At 39.5% G+C, this 17,650-nt stretch carries 17 protein-coding genes; 13 read left to right on the top strand and 4 right to left on the bottom strand.

The window, feature by feature from the left end:
• Positions 1–6 precede the first annotated feature (6 nt).
• The 11 genes from AC00Y6_RS07500 to AC00Y6_RS07450 all read left to right on the top strand — a co-directional run bounded on the left by AC00Y6_RS07500 (position 7) and on the right by AC00Y6_RS07450 (position 11,013).
• Complete coding sequence (locus AC00Y6_RS07500) at positions 7–615, top strand: hypothetical protein (RefSeq protein WP_474490000.1); 609 nt, start codon at positions 7–9, stop codon at positions 613–615.
• A gap of 2 nt (positions 616–617) precedes the next feature.
• Positions 618–1,295, top strand: coding sequence for a response regulator transcription factor (locus AC00Y6_RS07495; RefSeq protein ID WP_474489999.1), 678 nt, complete (start codon positions 618–620; stop codon positions 1,293–1,295).
• Between the two features lies 1 nt (position 1,296).
• Complete coding sequence (locus AC00Y6_RS07490) at positions 1,297–2,604, top strand: HAMP domain-containing sensor histidine kinase (RefSeq protein ID WP_474489998.1); 1,308 nt, start codon at positions 1,297–1,299, stop codon at positions 2,602–2,604.
• A gap of 108 nt (positions 2,605–2,712) precedes the next feature.
• Positions 2,713–3,783, top strand: coding sequence for a serine hydrolase domain-containing protein (locus AC00Y6_RS07485; protein ID WP_474489997.1), 1,071 nt, complete (start codon positions 2,713–2,715; stop codon positions 3,781–3,783).
• A 248-nt stretch (positions 3,784–4,031) separates the two neighbouring features.
• On the top strand, positions 4,032–5,771 hold the full coding sequence (locus AC00Y6_RS07480) for a thiamine pyrophosphate-dependent enzyme (RefSeq protein ID WP_474489996.1): 1,740 nt from the start codon (positions 4,032–4,034) through the stop codon (positions 5,769–5,771).
• A 56-nt stretch (positions 5,772–5,827) separates the two neighbouring features.
• Positions 5,828–6,349, top strand: a complete 522-nt coding sequence (locus tag AC00Y6_RS07475; RefSeq protein ID WP_474489995.1) for a DUF1440 domain-containing protein — start codon at positions 5,828–5,830, stop codon at positions 6,347–6,349.
• Between the two features lie 156 nt (positions 6,350–6,505).
• Positions 6,506–7,249 carry a dienelactone hydrolase family protein gene (locus tag AC00Y6_RS07470; RefSeq protein ID WP_474489994.1) on the top strand — a complete coding sequence of 248 codons (744 nt, stop codon included), beginning with the start codon at positions 6,506–6,508 and terminating at the stop codon, positions 7,247–7,249.
• A 138-nt stretch (positions 7,250–7,387) separates the two neighbouring features.
• Positions 7,388–8,119, top strand: coding sequence for a CPBP family glutamic-type intramembrane protease (locus AC00Y6_RS07465; RefSeq protein WP_474489992.1), 732 nt, complete (start codon positions 7,388–7,390; stop codon positions 8,117–8,119).
• A 139-nt stretch (positions 8,120–8,258) separates the two neighbouring features.
• Entirely contained in the window at positions 8,259–9,341 is a 1,083-nt protein-coding gene (locus AC00Y6_RS07460) for a sensor histidine kinase (RefSeq protein WP_474489991.1), read from the top strand.
• 3 nt (positions 9,342–9,344) lie between these two features.
• Positions 9,345–10,052: a LytR/AlgR family response regulator transcription factor gene (locus tag AC00Y6_RS07455; RefSeq protein WP_474489990.1), complete on the top strand. Its 708-nt coding sequence runs from the start codon at positions 9,345–9,347 to the stop codon at positions 10,050–10,052.
• A 64-nt stretch (positions 10,053–10,116) separates the two neighbouring features.
• A complete protein-coding gene (locus tag AC00Y6_RS07450; RefSeq protein ID WP_476589236.1) occupies positions 10,117–11,013 on the top strand; it encodes an alpha/beta hydrolase family protein in 897 nt (298 codons plus the stop codon).
• Between the two features lie 41 nt (positions 11,014–11,054).
• On the opposite strand, the gene AC00Y6_RS07445 is transcribed toward AC00Y6_RS07450, so the two are convergent.
• Positions 11,055–12,305 carry a CinA family nicotinamide mononucleotide deamidase-related protein gene (locus tag AC00Y6_RS07445; protein WP_474489987.1) on the bottom strand — a complete coding sequence of 417 codons (1,251 nt, stop codon included), beginning with the start codon at positions 12,303–12,305 and terminating at the stop codon, positions 11,055–11,057.
• Positions 12,306–12,646: 341 nt separating this feature from the next.
• Between AC00Y6_RS07445 and AC00Y6_RS07440 the strand changes: the two genes are divergently transcribed.
• Positions 12,647–13,861, top strand: a complete 1,215-nt coding sequence (locus AC00Y6_RS07440) for a dicarboxylate/amino acid:cation symporter (RefSeq protein WP_474489986.1) — start codon at positions 12,647–12,649, stop codon at positions 13,859–13,861.
• A 179-nt stretch (positions 13,862–14,040) separates the two neighbouring features.
• Here the strand turns inward: AC00Y6_RS07440 and AC00Y6_RS07435 are convergent, their stop codons facing one another.
• Positions 14,041–14,430, bottom strand: a complete 390-nt coding sequence (locus AC00Y6_RS07435; RefSeq protein ID WP_474489985.1) for a DUF779 domain-containing protein — start codon at positions 14,428–14,430, stop codon at positions 14,041–14,043.
• A gap of 235 nt (positions 14,431–14,665) precedes the next feature.
• Positions 14,666–15,700, bottom strand: coding sequence for an alcohol dehydrogenase AdhP (gene adhP / locus AC00Y6_RS07430; protein ID WP_474489984.1), 1,035 nt, complete (start codon positions 15,698–15,700; stop codon positions 14,666–14,668).
• Between the two features lie 71 nt (positions 15,701–15,771).
• Between adhP and AC00Y6_RS07425 the strand changes: the two genes are divergently transcribed.
• Positions 15,772–16,011, top strand: coding sequence for a hypothetical protein (locus tag AC00Y6_RS07425; RefSeq protein ID WP_474489983.1), 240 nt, complete (start codon positions 15,772–15,774; stop codon positions 16,009–16,011).
• Here AC00Y6_RS07425 and AC00Y6_RS07420 read toward each other — a convergent pair.
• Positions 16,008–17,537 carry an aldehyde dehydrogenase family protein gene (locus AC00Y6_RS07420; protein ID WP_474489982.1) on the bottom strand — a complete coding sequence of 510 codons (1,530 nt, stop codon included), beginning with the start codon at positions 17,535–17,537 and terminating at the stop codon, positions 16,008–16,010. The two genes, AC00Y6_RS07425 and AC00Y6_RS07420, sit on opposite strands and share 4 nt — an antisense overlap.
• Positions 17,538–17,650: the final 113 nt, after the last annotated feature.

Here is a 17,650-nt window from a genome sequence, read left to right as displayed (position 1 = left end):
TTTTTTGTGACTTTCATCCTTTTTGGATGTGAAAAGCAACCACCTGCTCCACCTCATCTGCATCCTGAAAAAGAAAAATCAACCTTGCTTAGGGGCGAGGTAAAAGCCTACGAAAGCAATCCCGACGGCGATATTGATAAAATTGTTTTGAATTACAACAACAGAGAGGTGGCCATTCATTTTCCACCCCATCTCGCAAAATACATCCTGGATATCGCGAAAAAAAATGAAGTGATTAATGTGAAAGCTGCCATACACCCTGATCATTATGAATTGATTTCTATCTCATCAAAAGATGACAAAAGTTCTTTTGATGCCAGAAAAATAATGCCCCCAAACCCCAGTCCTGGGCGAGAAACCATCATCAAAGGTCAGCTTTCTGGTTTTATAAAAAATAAAGATAATCTAATCACGGGCTTTATAATTGGACAAAAAACAGTGATGCTTGGCCCAGAAGAACGCATTAGCCTAACCCCATTATTGATGAAGGCACATTGGGTGGAAGTCAAAGTTTTGGAACGGAATACCAAAGAGGGAATTGTTAACACCTTGCAGTTTCCGACAGTCCGGATGACTGACATCAAAATAGACAGTACTGTATATAAAATTCGCTGATTATGAAAATATTAATAGTGGAAGACGAGAAAAAACTTGCAGGGTTTATTCAGCAGGGGCTTTCGCAGTCGGGTTACATTGCAGAGGTGTGCAATGATGGTTCCGAGGCTTTGGAAATGGCGATAAAACATGATTTTGACCTGATCCTACTCGACTTGATGCTGCCAGGAATCAATGGTTTTGATTTTCTTAAAAACCTTAGAACCTTTGGTTCCGAAACGCCTGTCATTATTATTAGTGCCATTGCAGATTCCAAACAAGTGGTACAGGGACTAGATTTAGGGGCTGTAGACTATATTAGAAAACCATTTGAATGGGACGAACTGTTGGCAAGAATTAGAACTGTAAGCCGATTATCTAACCAATCCGGTCAACAAAAAATCAAAATTGAAGATTTGGAAATCGATATTCCTGCGAGGAAAGTGAAAAGGGATGATAAGAATATTGAACTTACCTCCAAAGAATTCATACTACTGGAATATCTGGCCAGAAATGCAAATCTTGTGCTTACCAAAAACCAGCTACTGGAAAATGCCTGGAATATGAGCTTTGATCCAGAAAGCAACATTGTAGAAGTCTATATGCATCAGCTGAGAAAGAAAATTGATAAAGGATTTGACCATCAGATGATCAAAACGGTTATTGGTGCCGGTTATATGTTAAAAGGTGATAAGCAATAGAATGGAAGGTAAGTTGACATCCCCGTTTTATCAAAGCCTCAAGTTTCGTTTCGGACTATTGTTCAACTCGTTACTTTTCATCTGTGTCAGTTTTATTGCGTATTCGCTTTACAAAAACGCAAAAGCAGAGCTTGATAGAAGTTTTTCGCTTCAGTTGAAATCATCTGCCAACAACATTCTTCAAAAAACCGATATAGATCCCATAACTATTCCTTTACCTAAAACCGGAGAATATTTCAGAATTATTTATGACAATGATGCCAACAAAACCCAACTGTTTGATAATCTTCCAAGAGATGTTTCAGATCGACAAAAATGGCAATTGCTATCTGTGAAAAAGAACCCAGAAAATGGTGGAACTATTTCTTTAGATTTTGCACTATCTGCAGAGCATTATTATTCTGCAATTCAGCAGTTGAAAAGTCTTCTTTACATCTACCTTCCTATTGCTTTTCTAGTGTCATTTGCAGGAGGTTATTTACTCTCAGGCTTTTTCCTGAAACCACTACTACGAATCATCAATAACGCCAACAGTGTTGATTTAGAACATATTACATTACTTTCTAAACCTCCATCCAAAGATGAGTTCTATCAGCTTACAGATGCGCTAAACAGAATGTTGATGCGGATCGATGATCAGGCAAAACAACAGACGGCCTTTTTTACAATGGCGTCGCACGAACTACGGACACCCATTAGCAATATGCTTACAGAATTACAGATCTTCAAGTATAATTCTCTGGATGCAAATACCAAGCAACTACTCTATCATCAGGAACAGGAAGTTAACCGTATGAAAGATTTAGTTAATAATTTTCTGTGGATGAGCAAAATAGAATCGGGAAATTTATATATCAATAAATCCCCAATAGACCTCCCCGATTTGGTTTTGCAATTGACGGAAGGTTTTGCTAATCCACTGCTTCTTAAAAATCAGAAATTCAAAATTCATTTGCAGCCAGTAGACGAACAGTTAAAGATTGTCGCAGACCGTAACCAGCTAGAGGTGATTATTAATAATCTAATTTCCAATGCTATAAAGTATGGCAATGATGATTCTGTGATCAACATCCATATTTTTCAGCGAGAAAAAATCGGGCTCGAAGTTTCTAATTTGACTAACCAAACCATAGAAAACCCAGAAAACCTAAAAGGTCAGTTTCATCGGAACTCCTATCACAAAGAAGGTTTTGGACTGGGACTTTGGATCTCCGACCAACTGAGCAAAAAAAATGATATACAACTGAAAATCAGTGCAAAACATCAGATATTCTCCGCAAAACTAGAATTCGAAAGGATAATAATATAAGTTAGGGTAAAGATGATATGCTATAACACATTAAAAGGGATGGCATTTAGTTTATTATTATTTATATTTGGGTGTTATCTGCAAGCCAGTAACATATAAATACAACCTATGAATTCCAAATTAAGAACCCCTACTATATCATTATTCCTAATCATTTTTTTGTCTGTAAATATTAAATCACAAAGCCAAAAATTTTCTACAGCATTTTCTGAACAGCTCACCAAAAAATTGAATGATTCTATTCCCTCTATTGGGTCATTTATAGTTTCACAAAATGATAAAACTGTGTATGAACAATATTTTCACGGTGCTACTAAAGATTCTACATTTGATATAAAATCTGTTACAAAAAGCATTACCTCACTTTTAGCGGGAATAGCTAAAGACAAGGGGTTACTTTCTGATCTGGATACGCCTGTTTTGCAAATTTTACCCGAATATGATGTTTCAAGAACTCAGTTCAAAAACACATATGATATCGAGGGTAAAAGACAACTTGATTCTATTCGAAAAAAAGTAACGCTTAGACATCTGTTCACCATGCGTGGTGGTTTTAAATGGAAAGAAAATGGTGGGGAAATTGCCTCCGCACAATTTTATTCCTCAGATCCTGTAAGATTTGTTTTGGATTTACCGTTTGAGGAATATCCCGGTGACCAATTTAATTATAGCACCGGTGAAACTCAAGTTTTTGGCGCTGCCCTTTCTAAAATGGTTAATGCAAGTTTGCAAGAATTTGCGGCTAAGAATCTTTTTCAACCTCTTAACATCAGCATTGAAAATTGGTTTGCCGATACCTTGAATCGAAATTTGGCCGGTTCTGAATTGTTACTCAAACCGAATGATATGTTGAAAATCGGAAAATTAGTTCTTAACAAAGGAAAGTATGGTAATAAGAAAATCGTTTCAGAAAAATGGATCGAAGAATCTACTGCGGAACAAGTAAAACTCGATTCGTGGGATGTTTTGCCCAATGCCAATGGATATGGATATTATTGGTGGCGAAGAACAACAAACGGGCATCAGGTTTTTGCAGCCATTGGATATGGCGGACAAATGATCTGCATAATCCCTGATTTAAGAATGGTAATTGTTGCAACTTGCTTTCTTAATAAAAAAAACAGAGGGAGGACAGAACTGAAAAAACTGCATGGCTTTATTGATCAAATAACTAAATAAGCCAAATATTAGCGGGAACTACATCTCAAATCAAGAGCATACTTAAGCGCCAAAATTTCGCATAAACCTGCGCTTTCCTCAATAAAGTAGGGCATTAAAATCTTGTAATTAACATCATTTTCAATTTTGGATTCTGACTCGATTTATAGTAAATATTTTTTTAAAAGTATTTGTAAAGAATCGTTAACAGGGAATAAAATTTGTTTTGGTATATTTATAACAGTAAATATTAATCCAAAAACAAAATAATGGCAAAAAATGTATCTGATCATTTGGTCGACATGCTGAAACAAGCAGGAGTAAAAAGAGTTTATGCAATTACCGGCGACAGCCTTAACCCTGTCAATGATGCCATCCGCAGGGACGGCACTATAGAATGGATTCATGTTCGGCATGAGGAAACCGCAGCCTATGCTGCATCTATGGATGCAGAGCTTAACGGCATTGGCTGTTGTATGGGAAGTTCTGGCCCCGGGCACGTACACCTCGTCAACGGTTTATATGATGCCAACCGATCCGGAAATCCCGTCATAGCAGTAGCCAGCACCTGTGCTACAGATAAATTTGGTACAGAATTTTTTCAGGAAACCAATCCAGAAAGGCTTTTTGCAGACTGTAGTAAGGCCGTTTTTATGGCTACCACTCCTAAGATGTTTGGCACTATGGTGCAACGTACCATCCAAACTGCGGTTAATGAAAAAGGTGTTGCCGTGCTGGCATTGCCCGGCGACGTGGCTTCTGCCGATTACGAAGATGTACTGTCCGGTTCAAAATCTTTCAATACCAATCCCATTTACAGACCGTCCGAAAATGAACTGGCGGAGTTTGCCAGCGTCCTCAACAGCCATAAAAACATCGCCTTCTATTGCGGTCACGGCTGTAAAAATGCCGTTAGCGAAATCGAAGCACTGGCTGAAAAAGTACATGCGCCAATTGCCTACTCTTTCCGCGGGAAAATATTCTTTGACCGCGCAGATAGCCCTTTTTCTGTGGGAATGAACGGCCTATTGGGTAATAAATCTGGATATGATGCGTGTAATGATGCCGATGTCCTTGTCCTTTGGGGTACCGATTTCCCTTACTCTGAGTTTCTCCCACATAAAAAAACCATTATTCAGATTGACGAAAAGCCTGAAAGAATTGGTCGTAGAGCTCATGTGGATTATGGCTATGCCGGGGATATCAAAGACACCGCTGCGACTCTACTCCCAAAAATCGAAAATAAATCAGATGCTTCCTTCCTTAAAAAATTGAAAGACCTTTATAGAAAAGACGAAAAACATTTTACAGAGTTCTTTAATAAAAAAGGAAAAGTAGGTAAAATAGAACCAGAATATATCGCCACCCTTATCGACCACCACTCCTCCGATAATGCAGTGTATACTGTAGATACAGGAATGACTGCCGTATGGGCCGCGCGCTTTATCCGGGCCAAAGGAACGCGGTACCTAACAGGATCTTTCAACCACGGTTCTATGGCTAATGCTTTGCCAATGGCTATTGGTGCAGCTGCTGCCAAATCTGGCAGGCAAATTGTGGCAATGTGTGGCGATGGCGGCCTGTCTATGCTTTTAGGCGACCTTGCCGTCATCATGCAATACCAATATCCGGTAAAGATTTTTGTTTTCAATAACAGTTCTTTGGGTATGGTAAAGCTGGAAATGGAAGTGCAAGGTTATGTTGACTGGCAAACCGATATGATTAACCCGCCATTTGAAAAAATTGCAGAGCTGATGAATATTAAAGGTCTTGAACTTAAAGACCCCGAGCAGGCAGAAGCTGTAATCCAACAAGCTTTTGATCATCAAGGTCCTGTGCTTGTGAACATCTACACCAATCCTGACACACTGGCTATGCCACCGCATATCACCTTTGAGCAGATGAAAGGCTTTGCCACATCACTTATTAAAAAAGTAGGATTAGGAAAATTTGAAGATGTCAAAAATTCTATAAAAACTGGCATGGGTCATATTGACGAAGTATTATAAATTACAACTGAAAGGACAGAGTTTTCTGTCCTTTTTAATTTTAAATCAAATCCACAATGAATATATTAACAAAAGACTTAATTAAAGGTTTGGCTGTAGGTTTATTCGCATCATGGATCAAGTCCCTGGCAGAACCACCATTACAAAAACTCGGAGAAAAAGAATTCCCGCCCCGCCCCGAGGAGTTGGAGATCAAAGGTGCCGATGTCAGCCATCATCCTCAGAACATGCCACCAGCAGAGCTTGCAAAAGAAGTATATTTTCAAACGACCGGCAAAGAACTGACAAATGATTTGGCCCTTAAGAGTATGAGATGGATCCATTATGGCTTGGGTAGCATCATTGGTGCTGTGTATGTGACCTTGGTCAACCAACATAAAAACCTAAAAATAGAAGAAGGCGCCACGGCAGGCGCTACCGTCTGGGCGCTTACCCACGGTTCAACAGTGCCAGCCCTTGGTCTGCAAGGTAAGGTTTCGGAGATGCCAAAATCTTGGTGGGTTTGGGAGTTTGGATCCCATATTATTTTCGGTATTACCATGGAACAAAGCCGCCGATTGCTTAATCATTTTTTTTAAGTAACAATATTCAATTGACTCTTTTGGTTTTAGTACCAATACTAGGATCAGATTAAGCTATTTTTATTGCAATTGATTTTATGCTGTTGCACTTTTTTGAGATTTTGTACCAAAATAGCCATACATTTACTTAAATCAATGTCTAATCAAATTGTTATGAAATTATCAACCTTTATACTATCATGCTTTTTGGGAAGCCAAACCCTGACGGCTCAAAACCTAAAACCTGTCCCGTATAAAGACGGTCAACAAAAACTCAATGGTTTGGTTACCAACAACGCCGGCAACAGACTTCCGGGCATCCTTATCCTCCCTGCATGGAAAGGCATTGACAACGAAGCTAAACACGCCGCAGTGGAACTCGGAAAACAAGGGTACATCACCTTTGTTGCCGACATCTATGGGGAAGGCAACATTCCTAAGGACAATGCAGAAGCCGCCAAAATTGCCGGCCATTACAAGCAGGATTATAAAGCCTATCAGCAAAGAATTTCTTTAGCTCTTCAGGAACTAAAGAAACAAGGAGCCAACCCTAATAAAATAGCAATCATTGGTTATTGTTTTGGAGGTACTGGCGCGCTGGAAGCTGCTAGAGCAGGATTGCCTGTTGCCGCAGTTGTCTCTATCCACGGCGGACTGGCCAAAGCGGCAGATAGGCCCAATGTCGCCATACAAACAAAGGTCCTTGTAGAAAACCCTGCGGATGACGAGAGTGTAAAACCGGAAGACCTTAGCAACCTCATCACCGAACTCAAAACCGGGAAAACCGACTGGCAAATTATTACCTATGCCAATTCTAAACACACCTTCACAAGCCCAGAATCACCGGATTACAATGACGTAATGGCCAAACGCGCCTGGCAACATACCGTCATGTTTTTGGATGAGGTTTTGAAATAGGGATTGTTTTTAGAGCATAGGCTGCTTCAAAACCTAATCGTTCGATCGATTACTTTCTTATCGGTAGAAAGCAGGTTCTTATCGGTAAAATTTTCAACTGCTTTGTAATGATTTTAGTTTTGACAAAAAATAAATACTATGTCATTACTAACACCTTTTCTATGGATTGTCATTATCCTTCCATTCTTCTTCGTTGCAATTATTAACAATTACAAACGAAATATAAAGTACTTGTTCTACTTCTTGCTTTACTTTGTATTGGACTGTACTTTACAAGGTTTAGCCAAAGATTATATTACAATTCAATCGTTTAGTTTTGCGTGGATTGGGAAAATACTAAGTTTGATTCTTTCGATAGGAATTGTTTTTTCATTAAATAAAAAAAATCGCGAAGATCTAGGTTTTACCCTTAAAACCAATTCTAGAAAACAATTGATATATGGAATGTCTATTTTTCTTTGTTTTCTTCTCTTTGATTTCATTTTCAAAATGATTGTTTTTCCAAAAGGAAAAAGTTTTGATTGGGAAACCTTCCTATTTCAAGCCACAATGCCCGGTATTACTGAAGAGATTGCTTTTCGAGGAATCGGATTTTGGCTACTGGACAAAGCATTCCCACCAAAATGGAACTGGAAAGGAATCAAATTTGGATGGGGATTTATTATCATTACCGTTTTATTTGGTGTTGTTCATGGTGCAATCATTACGCGAGATTATGAAGTAAAGTTCGATCTCATTACAATTGCCTATTTGATCGTGATATCTTCCTTTAGTGTCGGTGTACTAAGAAAGTTTAGTGGAAATATTATTTATCCAATTATCGGACATAATTGTATCAATCTGATGAACATTATTATTAGAATTTTATAATACTTTTACCAAAACTTTGATACATAATCATTATAGCAAGGTTTTTTAATTTTTGATTATGTTAAACTTACCTTTTTTGTCCGATAGATTATCCGCAAAAATAGCTCATTTAGATTTCGAAAAATCAATCACATGGAAAATGCGAATCCTACTGCATTTTCTTATGTGGATTGGGTTTGCTCTGATGCTGTTTCTGAGTTACAGAATTGCATACGGCTTAAAGGCATTCAACAGCGTTATTCTTACCATCCGTATGGCAGTAAGTAATATGCTCATATTTTACCTCTTTTTTTATTTTATTGCGCCAAAGCTTTTTAACCAAAAAATAAAAACAGTAATAATTGGGCTTCTGTTTGTTTTTCCTTTATTATTGGCGATTTGGCTATGGACAATATATAGTTTTTCACTTTTGTACCACAGTTTGGGATATGAAATTGACTCCGGCGAATTAAAAGGAGCGATTACAGCAAGTGCTCAACAAACATTTTGGGGAGCTATTTCGCCATCGAGAATGATTTCCCAGACCATCATTATCATTTCGCTTTTATCACCATTCTTTTTTGTAAAAATACTATTTGAAATTTCAAAATTATACTCAAAATCATTAAAAATTGCAGAGCATAATTCCCAATTGCAGATTCAGAACATCAATATAGAAAAGGATTTCCTGAAATCTCAGCTTAATCCACATTTTCTCTTCAACACGTTGAATAATTTATACAGTCTGAGTCTGAAAAAAGACGATGGAATGCCTGCAGTTATTCTTAATTTGTCTGATACAATAAGTTATACGCTTTATGAATCGAATGCAGAGCGAGTACCATTAACAAAGGAAATCGAGTTTATTAACAACTATGTGGAACTTGAAAAAATGCGGCACATCCGTCAAAAAAACATTACGATTCTGTTACCTTCTGAAAAGGAATGTGAAGGAAAAGCAATTGCTCCGTTGCTAACATTCTCACTGATAGAAAACGCTTTTAAATATGGTTTAAAAAATAGACAAAATGCATTTCTGAATCTTAAGGTTGAATTGAAAAACCAACGCTTTTCATTTCAAATAGAAAATGATTATTTACCCAAAATTGAAACCAAAACCGTTGGAGGCATTGGCTTGGAAAATCTAAAAAAAAGGCTACAACTCATTTATCCTGAGAAGTATAATTTGGTTATAAATGATTCTCAAAACACTTTCTCCATACAGCTTGACATCGAACTTTAGTATATGAATAAGATAAAAAGTATCATTATTGATGATGAACCTTTAGCAATAGAAATTACTGAAAATTTTGCTTCACAAATTCCATTTTTGGAAATCATAGGAACTTTCCAACATCCGGTGGATGCAATTCTGTTTCTACAAAATAATATGGTGGATTTGGTTTTTTGCGATATAGAAATGCCCGAAATTAACGGAATTCAAGTTATCAAAAATTTAGACAAACCGCCACTTTTCATTATTATTACGGCTTTCAGGGATTTTGCTATTGACAGTTTTGAGGTTGGTGTATTTGATTATTTGGTAAAACCTGTCCGTTTAGATCGATTCTTAAAAGCAGTTAATAAAGCCCATGTATTTATTAATTTAAAAACCGAGTCGGAAATCCACCAACTTAATGACGACCGTATTTTCATTAAGACAGAAGGAAAACTGGTCAAAATATTACTGAACGAAATTATTTATATTGAAGGACAGGGCGACTATCTAAAATTTGTATTAAAAGATCAAATATACTCTACTCAAGTAACGCTGAAATCTTTGGAAGAAATTTTAGTTTCCAAGTCTTTTTACAGATTACAGCGATCTTTTATCATTAACCTTGAAGCCGTGAGAAGCATTCATGGTAATATTGTTGAGCTTACAACAGGTATTCAAATTACAATGGCACCAAACAAAAAAGAAGAATTCTTAAGATTATTGGGTGCAAAATAAAACATTATTATTTTTTATTACAAAACCATAATCCGCTAAAAATCTATCAAAAAAGCTTAGACCCATGAAAATGAAATTTCCCTTCTTATTAATACTTCTGATATGTCAATATACTTTTGCCCAAAACAATATCAAGATACAACTGGAGGAAAGAAACCCTTTGGATTATGAAGTGTACAGAAATCCCCATGAAAAGAGCATCAAAAAAGAATATGCTTACTTGGCTGGATTACAATTTTTTGGTTTTAATTACACTTCCTTTGATCAGCTGAAAATCCGGGGATTTATGATTCAGCCCAAAATGCCTGGTAAATATCCGGTAATTATTTTTAACCGCGGTGGAAATCAGGACATGGGAACAGTTTCCATACAAATGATGACCGATTTTTTGGGTAAAATTGCTGAAAAAGGTTATATCATTATCGGTTCGCAACTCGGGGGAAGTTCTCTGAGCCAAGGCAAGGATGAGTTTGGCGGGAAAGATGTCAATGATGTTTTGAGCTTGCTGGATATTTTAAAAACACTTCCCAATGCAGACGCATCAAGAATCGGAATGATGGGAATCAGCAGAGGCGTGATGACCAATTTTGTGGTGATGAAACAGACCGATGTTATCAAAACCTGTATTTCCATCTCGGGAATTGCCGATCTAGACCAAAAGAATCGACCAGAAATGCAATTATTGTACAAGGAACTCATTCCCGATTTCGATAAAAACCCTCAACTTGAGATGGACAAAAGATCTCCAGTGATGGCGATTGGGCAAATGAAGAACAAGGGCAGTTCACACTACATCATTCATGGTCAGAAAGACGAACGCGTAGATTTTCATAATGCCTTTCAAATGTATGACGCGTTAAGCCAAAACAATATTGCCGCCCGATTGCAGATTTTCGAGAATGACAATCATGGATTAATGCCCATACCAATGAACTTTTGCAAAGCATTACCAGCTGGATGAATGAGCGACTTTAGTGAAATGTTATGCAATTTTGACAAAAATCACCTCTTTACCAGCAAAGACACAATATCCTGCAAAATCTTCTGCGAAACAAAATTCATGAAATCTAGGCGTTCCAAATGTGGCAAAAATAGTTTGGACGTTACATTCTCCACACCAATGCGAATGGTATAAAAAACGGTTCCGATGTCTTTCCCATCCTCGCCTTTGCCAGGACCGGCCACACCGGTTGTGGAAACGGCAATATCAGTACCAAATAAGTGTTGACAACCTGCGGCCATTTCCTGCGCTACTTCAGCGCTCACTACCGTGAATTCTTCTACGGTTTTTGGGCTGATATTCAGAAGCTCGATTTTTTTCTGCGTGGCATAAGTAACAACACTACCCAGGAAATAAACAGAACTCCCGGCCACAGAAGTAATCAGGTGAGCGAGCTCGCCACCGGTACAGCTCTCCGCCACAGAGAGTGTTAAACTTTTTTCGGTAAGCAACTCGCCAAGGATTTTTTCTATTTTATCCTCATGCGTAGCAATGATATGATCTCCTATTAATGGAAACAGTTTTGTGATCTCGGTTTCCAGTTCGTTTTCCAGTAGTTCTTTTGATTTGCCCGTTGCTGTCAGTCTCAGCTTGACCCTAGTGCCTATCGGCAGGTAAGAGAGACTAATATGGTCAGGCAATGCCAGCTCCCAATCTTCGATGGTTTCTGACAAAATACTTTCCGGGATATCTACTACAGAAACAATTCTCGTGACAATAGAATCCAATGCCAGTTTCTCCTTCAAGAATGGGATAATCTGATCCTTTACCAAAGGTTTGACCTCATAAGGAACACCTGGCAAACTAAAACAGTAAGTTCCATTTTTTTCCAAAATCATACAAGGCGCTGTCCCGAAATAGTTGAGGAAAATAGTTGCTTTTGACAATACCATTGCCTGATCCTTATTATGCTCCAAAATCCAAAGCCGGTTTCTTTTTTCGAGATAAGTTCTTAAATGCCCATAAACCTGATCTGAAAAAACCAACTGGTCATCAAAGAAATCCGCATAAGCTTTTTTGGTAATATCATCCTTTGTTGGCCCCAATCCGCCGGTAGTGAAAACAACATCTGCCATGGCAAATGCCTTATCCAAAGTTTTGGCAATCGCCAGTTCTTCGTCAGGAATCGTAAAGATACGGAGCACTTTTATACCAATTTCTTTGAGTTGAGTGGCAATAAAATTGGAATTGGTATCCACGGTATTCCCCGAGAGGATTTCGTCACCGATGGTAATGAGGACGGCTGTTTTCATCAGACAAATTTCGTAATTATATCCAACATTTGGGACGAAAGATATTTACGATTTTCCTAATTATTTCTTCTTGCTTTTCTGATATTGCGTATACCCACCTGCAATAATGATAATTAAAAATATGAAGTAGAGAGAATTTGGCATTGCTGTTTTTTTTATTAAATCTAAGAATTAATTAATCTGCACCTCCATTTTAATGACAGAAGTTGTAAAATAATTTTTTGAATCAACCGAAGAAATGAAATTAAAAGCCCTAACTTTTATTCTTATAACAAGCTCCAATTATGTTGACCTCCCTTTTTTGTGATTAAGAATTAATTACCTTTGATCAAAACTTAAGAATGAAACCGACTTTCTGGAACAACTACAGCAACATTATCCTGCTTCTTATTGGGATTTTCATGGGGAGCCTGGTTGGGATTTTTGCGCCGAATTTTGTGGATTATCTCAAACCTGTTGGTGACATTTTCCTCAATTTGCTGTTTGTGACGGTCATTCCACTTGTGTTTTTTGCAATTGTTTCTGCCATTTCGGGCATTGGGCAGCATAGCCAGCTGGGCAAAATCATTGGAACAATGGTCTTGACATTCCTGTCATTCATCCTGATTTCAGCCACATTCTGTATCATCATGGTGTACCTATTCCCAACAGAAACACCCAAAAACATTACTCAAACCCTTTCAAAAAACTTGCAGGGCAATACCTCTATCAATGAGCAGATTGTAGGATTTTTTACCGTGAGCGAGTTTTACAACCTTTTCTCACGGCAAAATATGTTGGCACTATTGGTTTTTTCATTTCTCGTGGGAATCGCCATTAGGAAATCTGGAGAAACTGGAACATTGTTCAAAAACTTTATCCTCTCCGGGAACGAAGTGATGAAACAACTTCTCATCCTTATCATGAAGGCAGCTCCTGTTGGCCTCGGTGCCTATTTCGCCTATCAGGTGGGAACCATCGGGCCACAGCTCTTCGGTTTTTATGCCAAGCCTCTGGGTCTGTACTACATTACCGGAAGCATTTATTTTATCCTGTTTTTCAGTTTATATGCCTTCGTATGGAAAGGTGGGAATGGCGTCAAGGCGTTTTGGAAGGACAGCCTTCTTCCCACGGCAACAGCCATCAGCACCTGCAGCAGTTTGGCAACCATGCCCGTAGCGATAGAATCTGCCAAAAAAATGGGCGTGCCGGCCGCTATTGCCAATGTGGTTATCCCTATAGGCACTACCATCCACAAAAACGGGTCGTCTATCTCATCCATCATCAAGATCTACGTAGCGTTCCAACTGCTGGGCTGGAACTTCTTCGAGCCTGTCAACCTCATCATGGCACTGGGCATCACCGTGTTTGTAAGCGCAGTTGCCGGCGGCATCCCCAATGGCGGTTATATCGGCGAAATGCTGATGATTTCCGTTTACAAAATCCCGCCAGATGTAGTGCCGGCGGTCATCATTATCGGTACATTGGTAGATCCCTTGGCCACAGTCCTCAACTCTGTCGGGAACATTCTTGCCTCTATGATGGTCTCAAAATTCGTTAAAACCGACATCATCTGAAAATAGTAGATTCGGCCGCATCAAAATTGAATCAATGACAAAGCACTTTTGTTTTTTAGGAGCTAATCCCGCTGTCCACTGTATCTTTTTTGCAGCCGCATTTCCAAACCTGAGGCCGATCCTCCCAGCAGCAAAAAAAAAGGATGCCGTTTCCATCGGGGCTATGGGCTTAGCCTTCGTTACTCGCTGCGTTTTACAGGTTCCAGATTTTGCAGTTCTTCCGGGGTAAATAACCTGTAATGAACCTTGAAGGTTTTGCCCAAAGGCGTTTCCAGAGAAAAACCGCCAGGTCCCCAGCCATCCAAAACATCCAATTGGAAATGCGAATATTGCCAGTATTCGAACAGGTCGCGGTCTATCCAGAACTCATGCCCGTTGATGGTGCCAATCATGGCATCTCCCATCCTGGGGAAGTATCCACCTTTTTCAAAACATTGGGGTTGTGTCCCTTCGCAGCAGCCACCCGCCTGATAAAACATCAGGTCTCCGTGTTGCTTTTCAAGCTCCCAGATGACTTCCAAAGCTTTTTCTGTCACAGAGAGGCGCGAAATTTTATTGTTGGTTTCCATCTATTTTTCTTTTATATTATTATCATTTTATACGCAAAAGCGTAACTTCAATTTTTCTCTTAAACTGTTCCAAGTCGTAAAATATTCAAGCTTTATTATTCCATACAAATACTTTGCGACTTAAAATATCAATAAGTAACCTTTTATGCAATCAAAAAATATTCATTTTTAAAGTTAACAAAAACCCGGCAAATTAATTTTTGCCGGGTTTTGTTTATACTAAAATTAAGGATGATTAATTCTGTCCGGCAATGTCCAGTACAATGCGGCCGTCAATCTGCCCTTTCTTCATTTTGTCAAAGACATCATTGATATCTTCCAATTTTGCTGAAGTTACCGTTGCTTTTACCAAACCTTCGTTCGCAAAATCCAGGGCTTCCTGCAAATCTTTTCGTGTACCAACAATAGAACCTCTTACGGTAATTCTTTTGAGCACGGTTTCAAAAATAGGCAGTTCAAACGAGCCAGGCGGCAAACCGTTGAGGGCAATGGTGCCTTTTCTTCTCAGTACTTCAATCCCCTGCTTAAATGCTATTGGGGAAACGGCGGTTATCAAAGCACCATGCATACCACCTACTTCCTTGTGCAGGTATTGCCCAGGGTCTGTTTCTTTGGCGTTGACCACCAGGTCTGCACCCAGTTTTTTGGCAAGCGCTAACTTGTCATCGGCAACATCTATCGCTGCAACGTGCATCCCCATCGCTTTGGCGTACTGAACCGCAACGTGCCCTAAACCTCCTATTCCGGAAATGGCTACCCATTCCCCAGGTTTGGTTTCGGTTTCTTTGAGGCCTTTGTACACAGTAACACCCGCGCAAAGTATAGGTGCAATCTCCAGAAAGTTGGTATCCGATTTAAGATGTCCCACATACCGGGAATCTGCAATCACATATTCTGCAAAACCACCATCAACACTATAGCCACCGTTTTTCTGAGCTTCGCAAAGTGTTTCCCAGCCTGTGATACAATAATCGCAGCAGCCGCATGCCGAGTAAAGCCAAGGAACGCCCACTGCATCACCTTCTTTTACCTGAGCCTCGGGACCGCAGGCTACCACAATGCCCACACCCTCGTGTCCTGGGATAAGTGGCATTTTGGGTTTTGCCGGCCAGTCGCCATCTACTGCATGCAGATCTGTATGGCAAACACCACATGCGATAACTTTTACCAATACCTCGTACCTTCCTGGTACTTTTACAGGAACTTCCTGAATCTTAAGCGGCTGCCCGTAACCTTGTACGACGGCTGCTTTCATTGTTTTTGGAATCATAATATTTTGGATTTGATGTTTAAAATTATTAACTGATTGACCTTAACCAAGGTGAGTATGAAAGTATCATCATGCGACCACATCCAAAAAATCCAACAAACAATGCATCAGATAAATTCCAAAGCTATGGGAAAGTTCTCCTAATGTACGCCAACCACCTTTGCGTGAGGGATTGTAAGGGTTGCGAGGAACGAGCAAGTGCGCAATGCAATGGAGCACCGGAACGAAGTGCAGCCCTGAAAAGCCCGACCGTAGCCCCGGCCAAAGCCAGGGCAGACGGGCACGCCCAAAAAAACACAACTACTATTTAGAAAAATCCTAATTTGTTTTTGTTGTAAGAGATCAACATGTTTTTTGTCTGACGGTAGTGGTCCAACATCATTTTGTGGTTTTCTCTACCGATACCGGACTGTTTGTAACCTCCGAACGGTGCACCTGCAGGGTAAGCGTGATATTGGTTTACCCATACTCTACCCGCTTCGATATGGCGAGGAATCTGGTACAACTGGTGTGCATCCCTTGTCCATACGCCGGCACCTAGGCCGTAGATGGTATCGTTAGCAATTTCCAAAGCTTCGGCTTCGTCTTTGAAAGTTGTGAATGCCAATACCGGCCCGAAAATCTCTTCCTGGAAGATTCTCATCTTGTTATTCCCTTTGAAGATCGTTGGCTGGATGTAGTAGCCGTTCTCAAGACCTTCGCCAACGTTGTTGGCATCACCACCTACAAGAACTTCGGCACCTTCTTCTTTACCTAATTTAATATAAGACAATATTTTATCTTTTTGGATTTTAGAAGCCTGCGCTCCCATCATCACAGTTTTATCCAATGGGTTACCCGTTTTGATAGCCTTCACTCTTTCTACCACTTTGGCAATGAATTGGTCTGCAATATCCTCCTGAACCAATAGCCTGGAAGGACAAGTACAGATCTCACCCTGGTTAAGGCAGAAAAGTACAGCACCTTCTACCGCTTTATCAAGGAACTCATCATCTGCATCCATCACAGAATTGAAGAATACGTTAGGCGATTTACCTCCCAATTCTAATGTTACCGGGATGATATTTTCTGTAGCGTACTGCATTACAAGACGGCCTGTAGCTGTAGAACCTGTAAAAGCGGCTTTGTTAACCTTAGGATTGGTTACCAATGCTCTTCCTAATTCTGCCCCAAAACCATTAACGATGTTGACAACACCTGCAGGAAGAAGATCACCTATCAGTTCCATCAGTACCATAATAGAAATTGGTGTGCTTTCTGCCGGTTTTAGAACCACACAGTTCCCTGCTGCCAATGCCGGTGCCAGTTTCCAAACGGCCATTAGGATCGGGAAATTCCATGGGATAATTTGTGCGATAACACCAAGTGGCTCGTGAACGATCAAAGACACCGTATCTTTATCCAGCTCATTGTGGGACCCTTCTTCTGCCCTGATAACAGATGCAAAATATCTGAAATGATCCACAGCTAAAGGGATGTCTGCAGCCAAAGTTTCTCTCACCGCTTTACCGTTATCAATCGTTTCCACAGTAGCGATGTATTCCAGGTTCTGCTCTATCCTATCAGCAATTTTGTTTAAGATAATGCTGCGCTCTGTTGGTGAGGTATCTTTCCAGGTTTTGAAAGCTTCTGTCGCGGCATTCACTGCGTTTTCCAAATCTTCTTTGTTGGAATGTGCAGCCTGTGTGAATACTTCACCATTTACCGGTGAAATAACATCGAAATATTGCCCTCCTGCAGACGGTACAAATTTGCCCCCAATATAGTTGTCGTATTTTGGTTTGAATTGTGGCCATGCCAGCGTGGTCGAATTTTGTTGTTCTGTTGTTGTGCTCATAATAGTGTATGTTTTTTTATTAATATTTAGTTAACATTTGAATATGGCTAAGATATATCCAAAACAAAAAGCGGAAGTAGCAAAATTGTCTAAAAAAATAGTACAATGCTATT

This window comes from Epilithonimonas sp., assembly GCF_056329745.1.
Note: the sequence above shows the minus strand (reverse complement) of the source record. Positions and strands in the feature narration are given on the sequence as shown.

Excerpts from the sequence above, each read along its gene's own strand:
- AC00Y6_RS07495 (WP_474489999.1), top strand. The coding sequence starts at position 618 with ATGAAAATATTAATAGTGGAAGACGAGAAAAAACTTGCAGGGTTTATT.
- AC00Y6_RS07490 (WP_474489998.1), top strand. The coding sequence starts at position 1,297 with ATGGAAGGTAAGTTGACATCCCCGTTTTATCAAAGCCTCAAGTTTCGT.
- AC00Y6_RS07485 (WP_474489997.1), top strand. The coding sequence starts at position 2,713 with ATGAATTCCAAATTAAGAACCCCTACTATATCATTATTCCTAATCATT.
- AC00Y6_RS07480 (WP_474489996.1), top strand. The coding sequence starts at position 4,032 with ATGGCAAAAAATGTATCTGATCATTTGGTCGACATGCTGAAACAAGCA.
- AC00Y6_RS07475 (WP_474489995.1), top strand. The coding sequence starts at position 5,828 with ATGAATATATTAACAAAAGACTTAATTAAAGGTTTGGCTGTAGGTTTA.
- AC00Y6_RS07470 (WP_474489994.1), top strand. The coding sequence starts at position 6,506 with ATGAAATTATCAACCTTTATACTATCATGCTTTTTGGGAAGCCAAACC.
- AC00Y6_RS07465 (WP_474489992.1), top strand. The coding sequence starts at position 7,388 with ATGTCATTACTAACACCTTTTCTATGGATTGTCATTATCCTTCCATTC.
- AC00Y6_RS07460 (WP_474489991.1), top strand. The coding sequence starts at position 8,259 with ATGCGAATCCTACTGCATTTTCTTATGTGGATTGGGTTTGCTCTGATG.
- AC00Y6_RS07455 (WP_474489990.1), top strand. The coding sequence starts at position 9,345 with ATGAATAAGATAAAAAGTATCATTATTGATGATGAACCTTTAGCAATA.
- AC00Y6_RS07450 (WP_476589236.1), top strand. The coding sequence starts at position 10,117 with ATGAAAATGAAATTTCCCTTCTTATTAATACTTCTGATATGTCAATAT.
- AC00Y6_RS07445 (WP_474489987.1), bottom strand. The coding sequence starts at position 12,305 with ATGAAAACAGCCGTCCTCATTACCATCGGTGACGAAATCCTCTCGGGG.
- AC00Y6_RS07440 (WP_474489986.1), top strand. The coding sequence starts at position 12,647 with ATGAAACCGACTTTCTGGAACAACTACAGCAACATTATCCTGCTTCTT.
- AC00Y6_RS07435 (WP_474489985.1), bottom strand. The coding sequence starts at position 14,430 with ATGGAAACCAACAATAAAATTTCGCGCCTCTCTGTGACAGAAAAAGCT.
- adhP (WP_474489984.1), bottom strand. The coding sequence starts at position 15,700 with ATGATTCCAAAAACAATGAAAGCAGCCGTCGTACAAGGTTACGGGCAG.
- AC00Y6_RS07425 (WP_474489983.1), top strand. The coding sequence starts at position 15,772 with ATGCGACCACATCCAAAAAATCCAACAAACAATGCATCAGATAAATTC.
- AC00Y6_RS07420 (WP_474489982.1), bottom strand. The coding sequence starts at position 17,537 with ATGAGCACAACAACAGAACAACAAAATTCGACCACGCTGGCATGGCCA.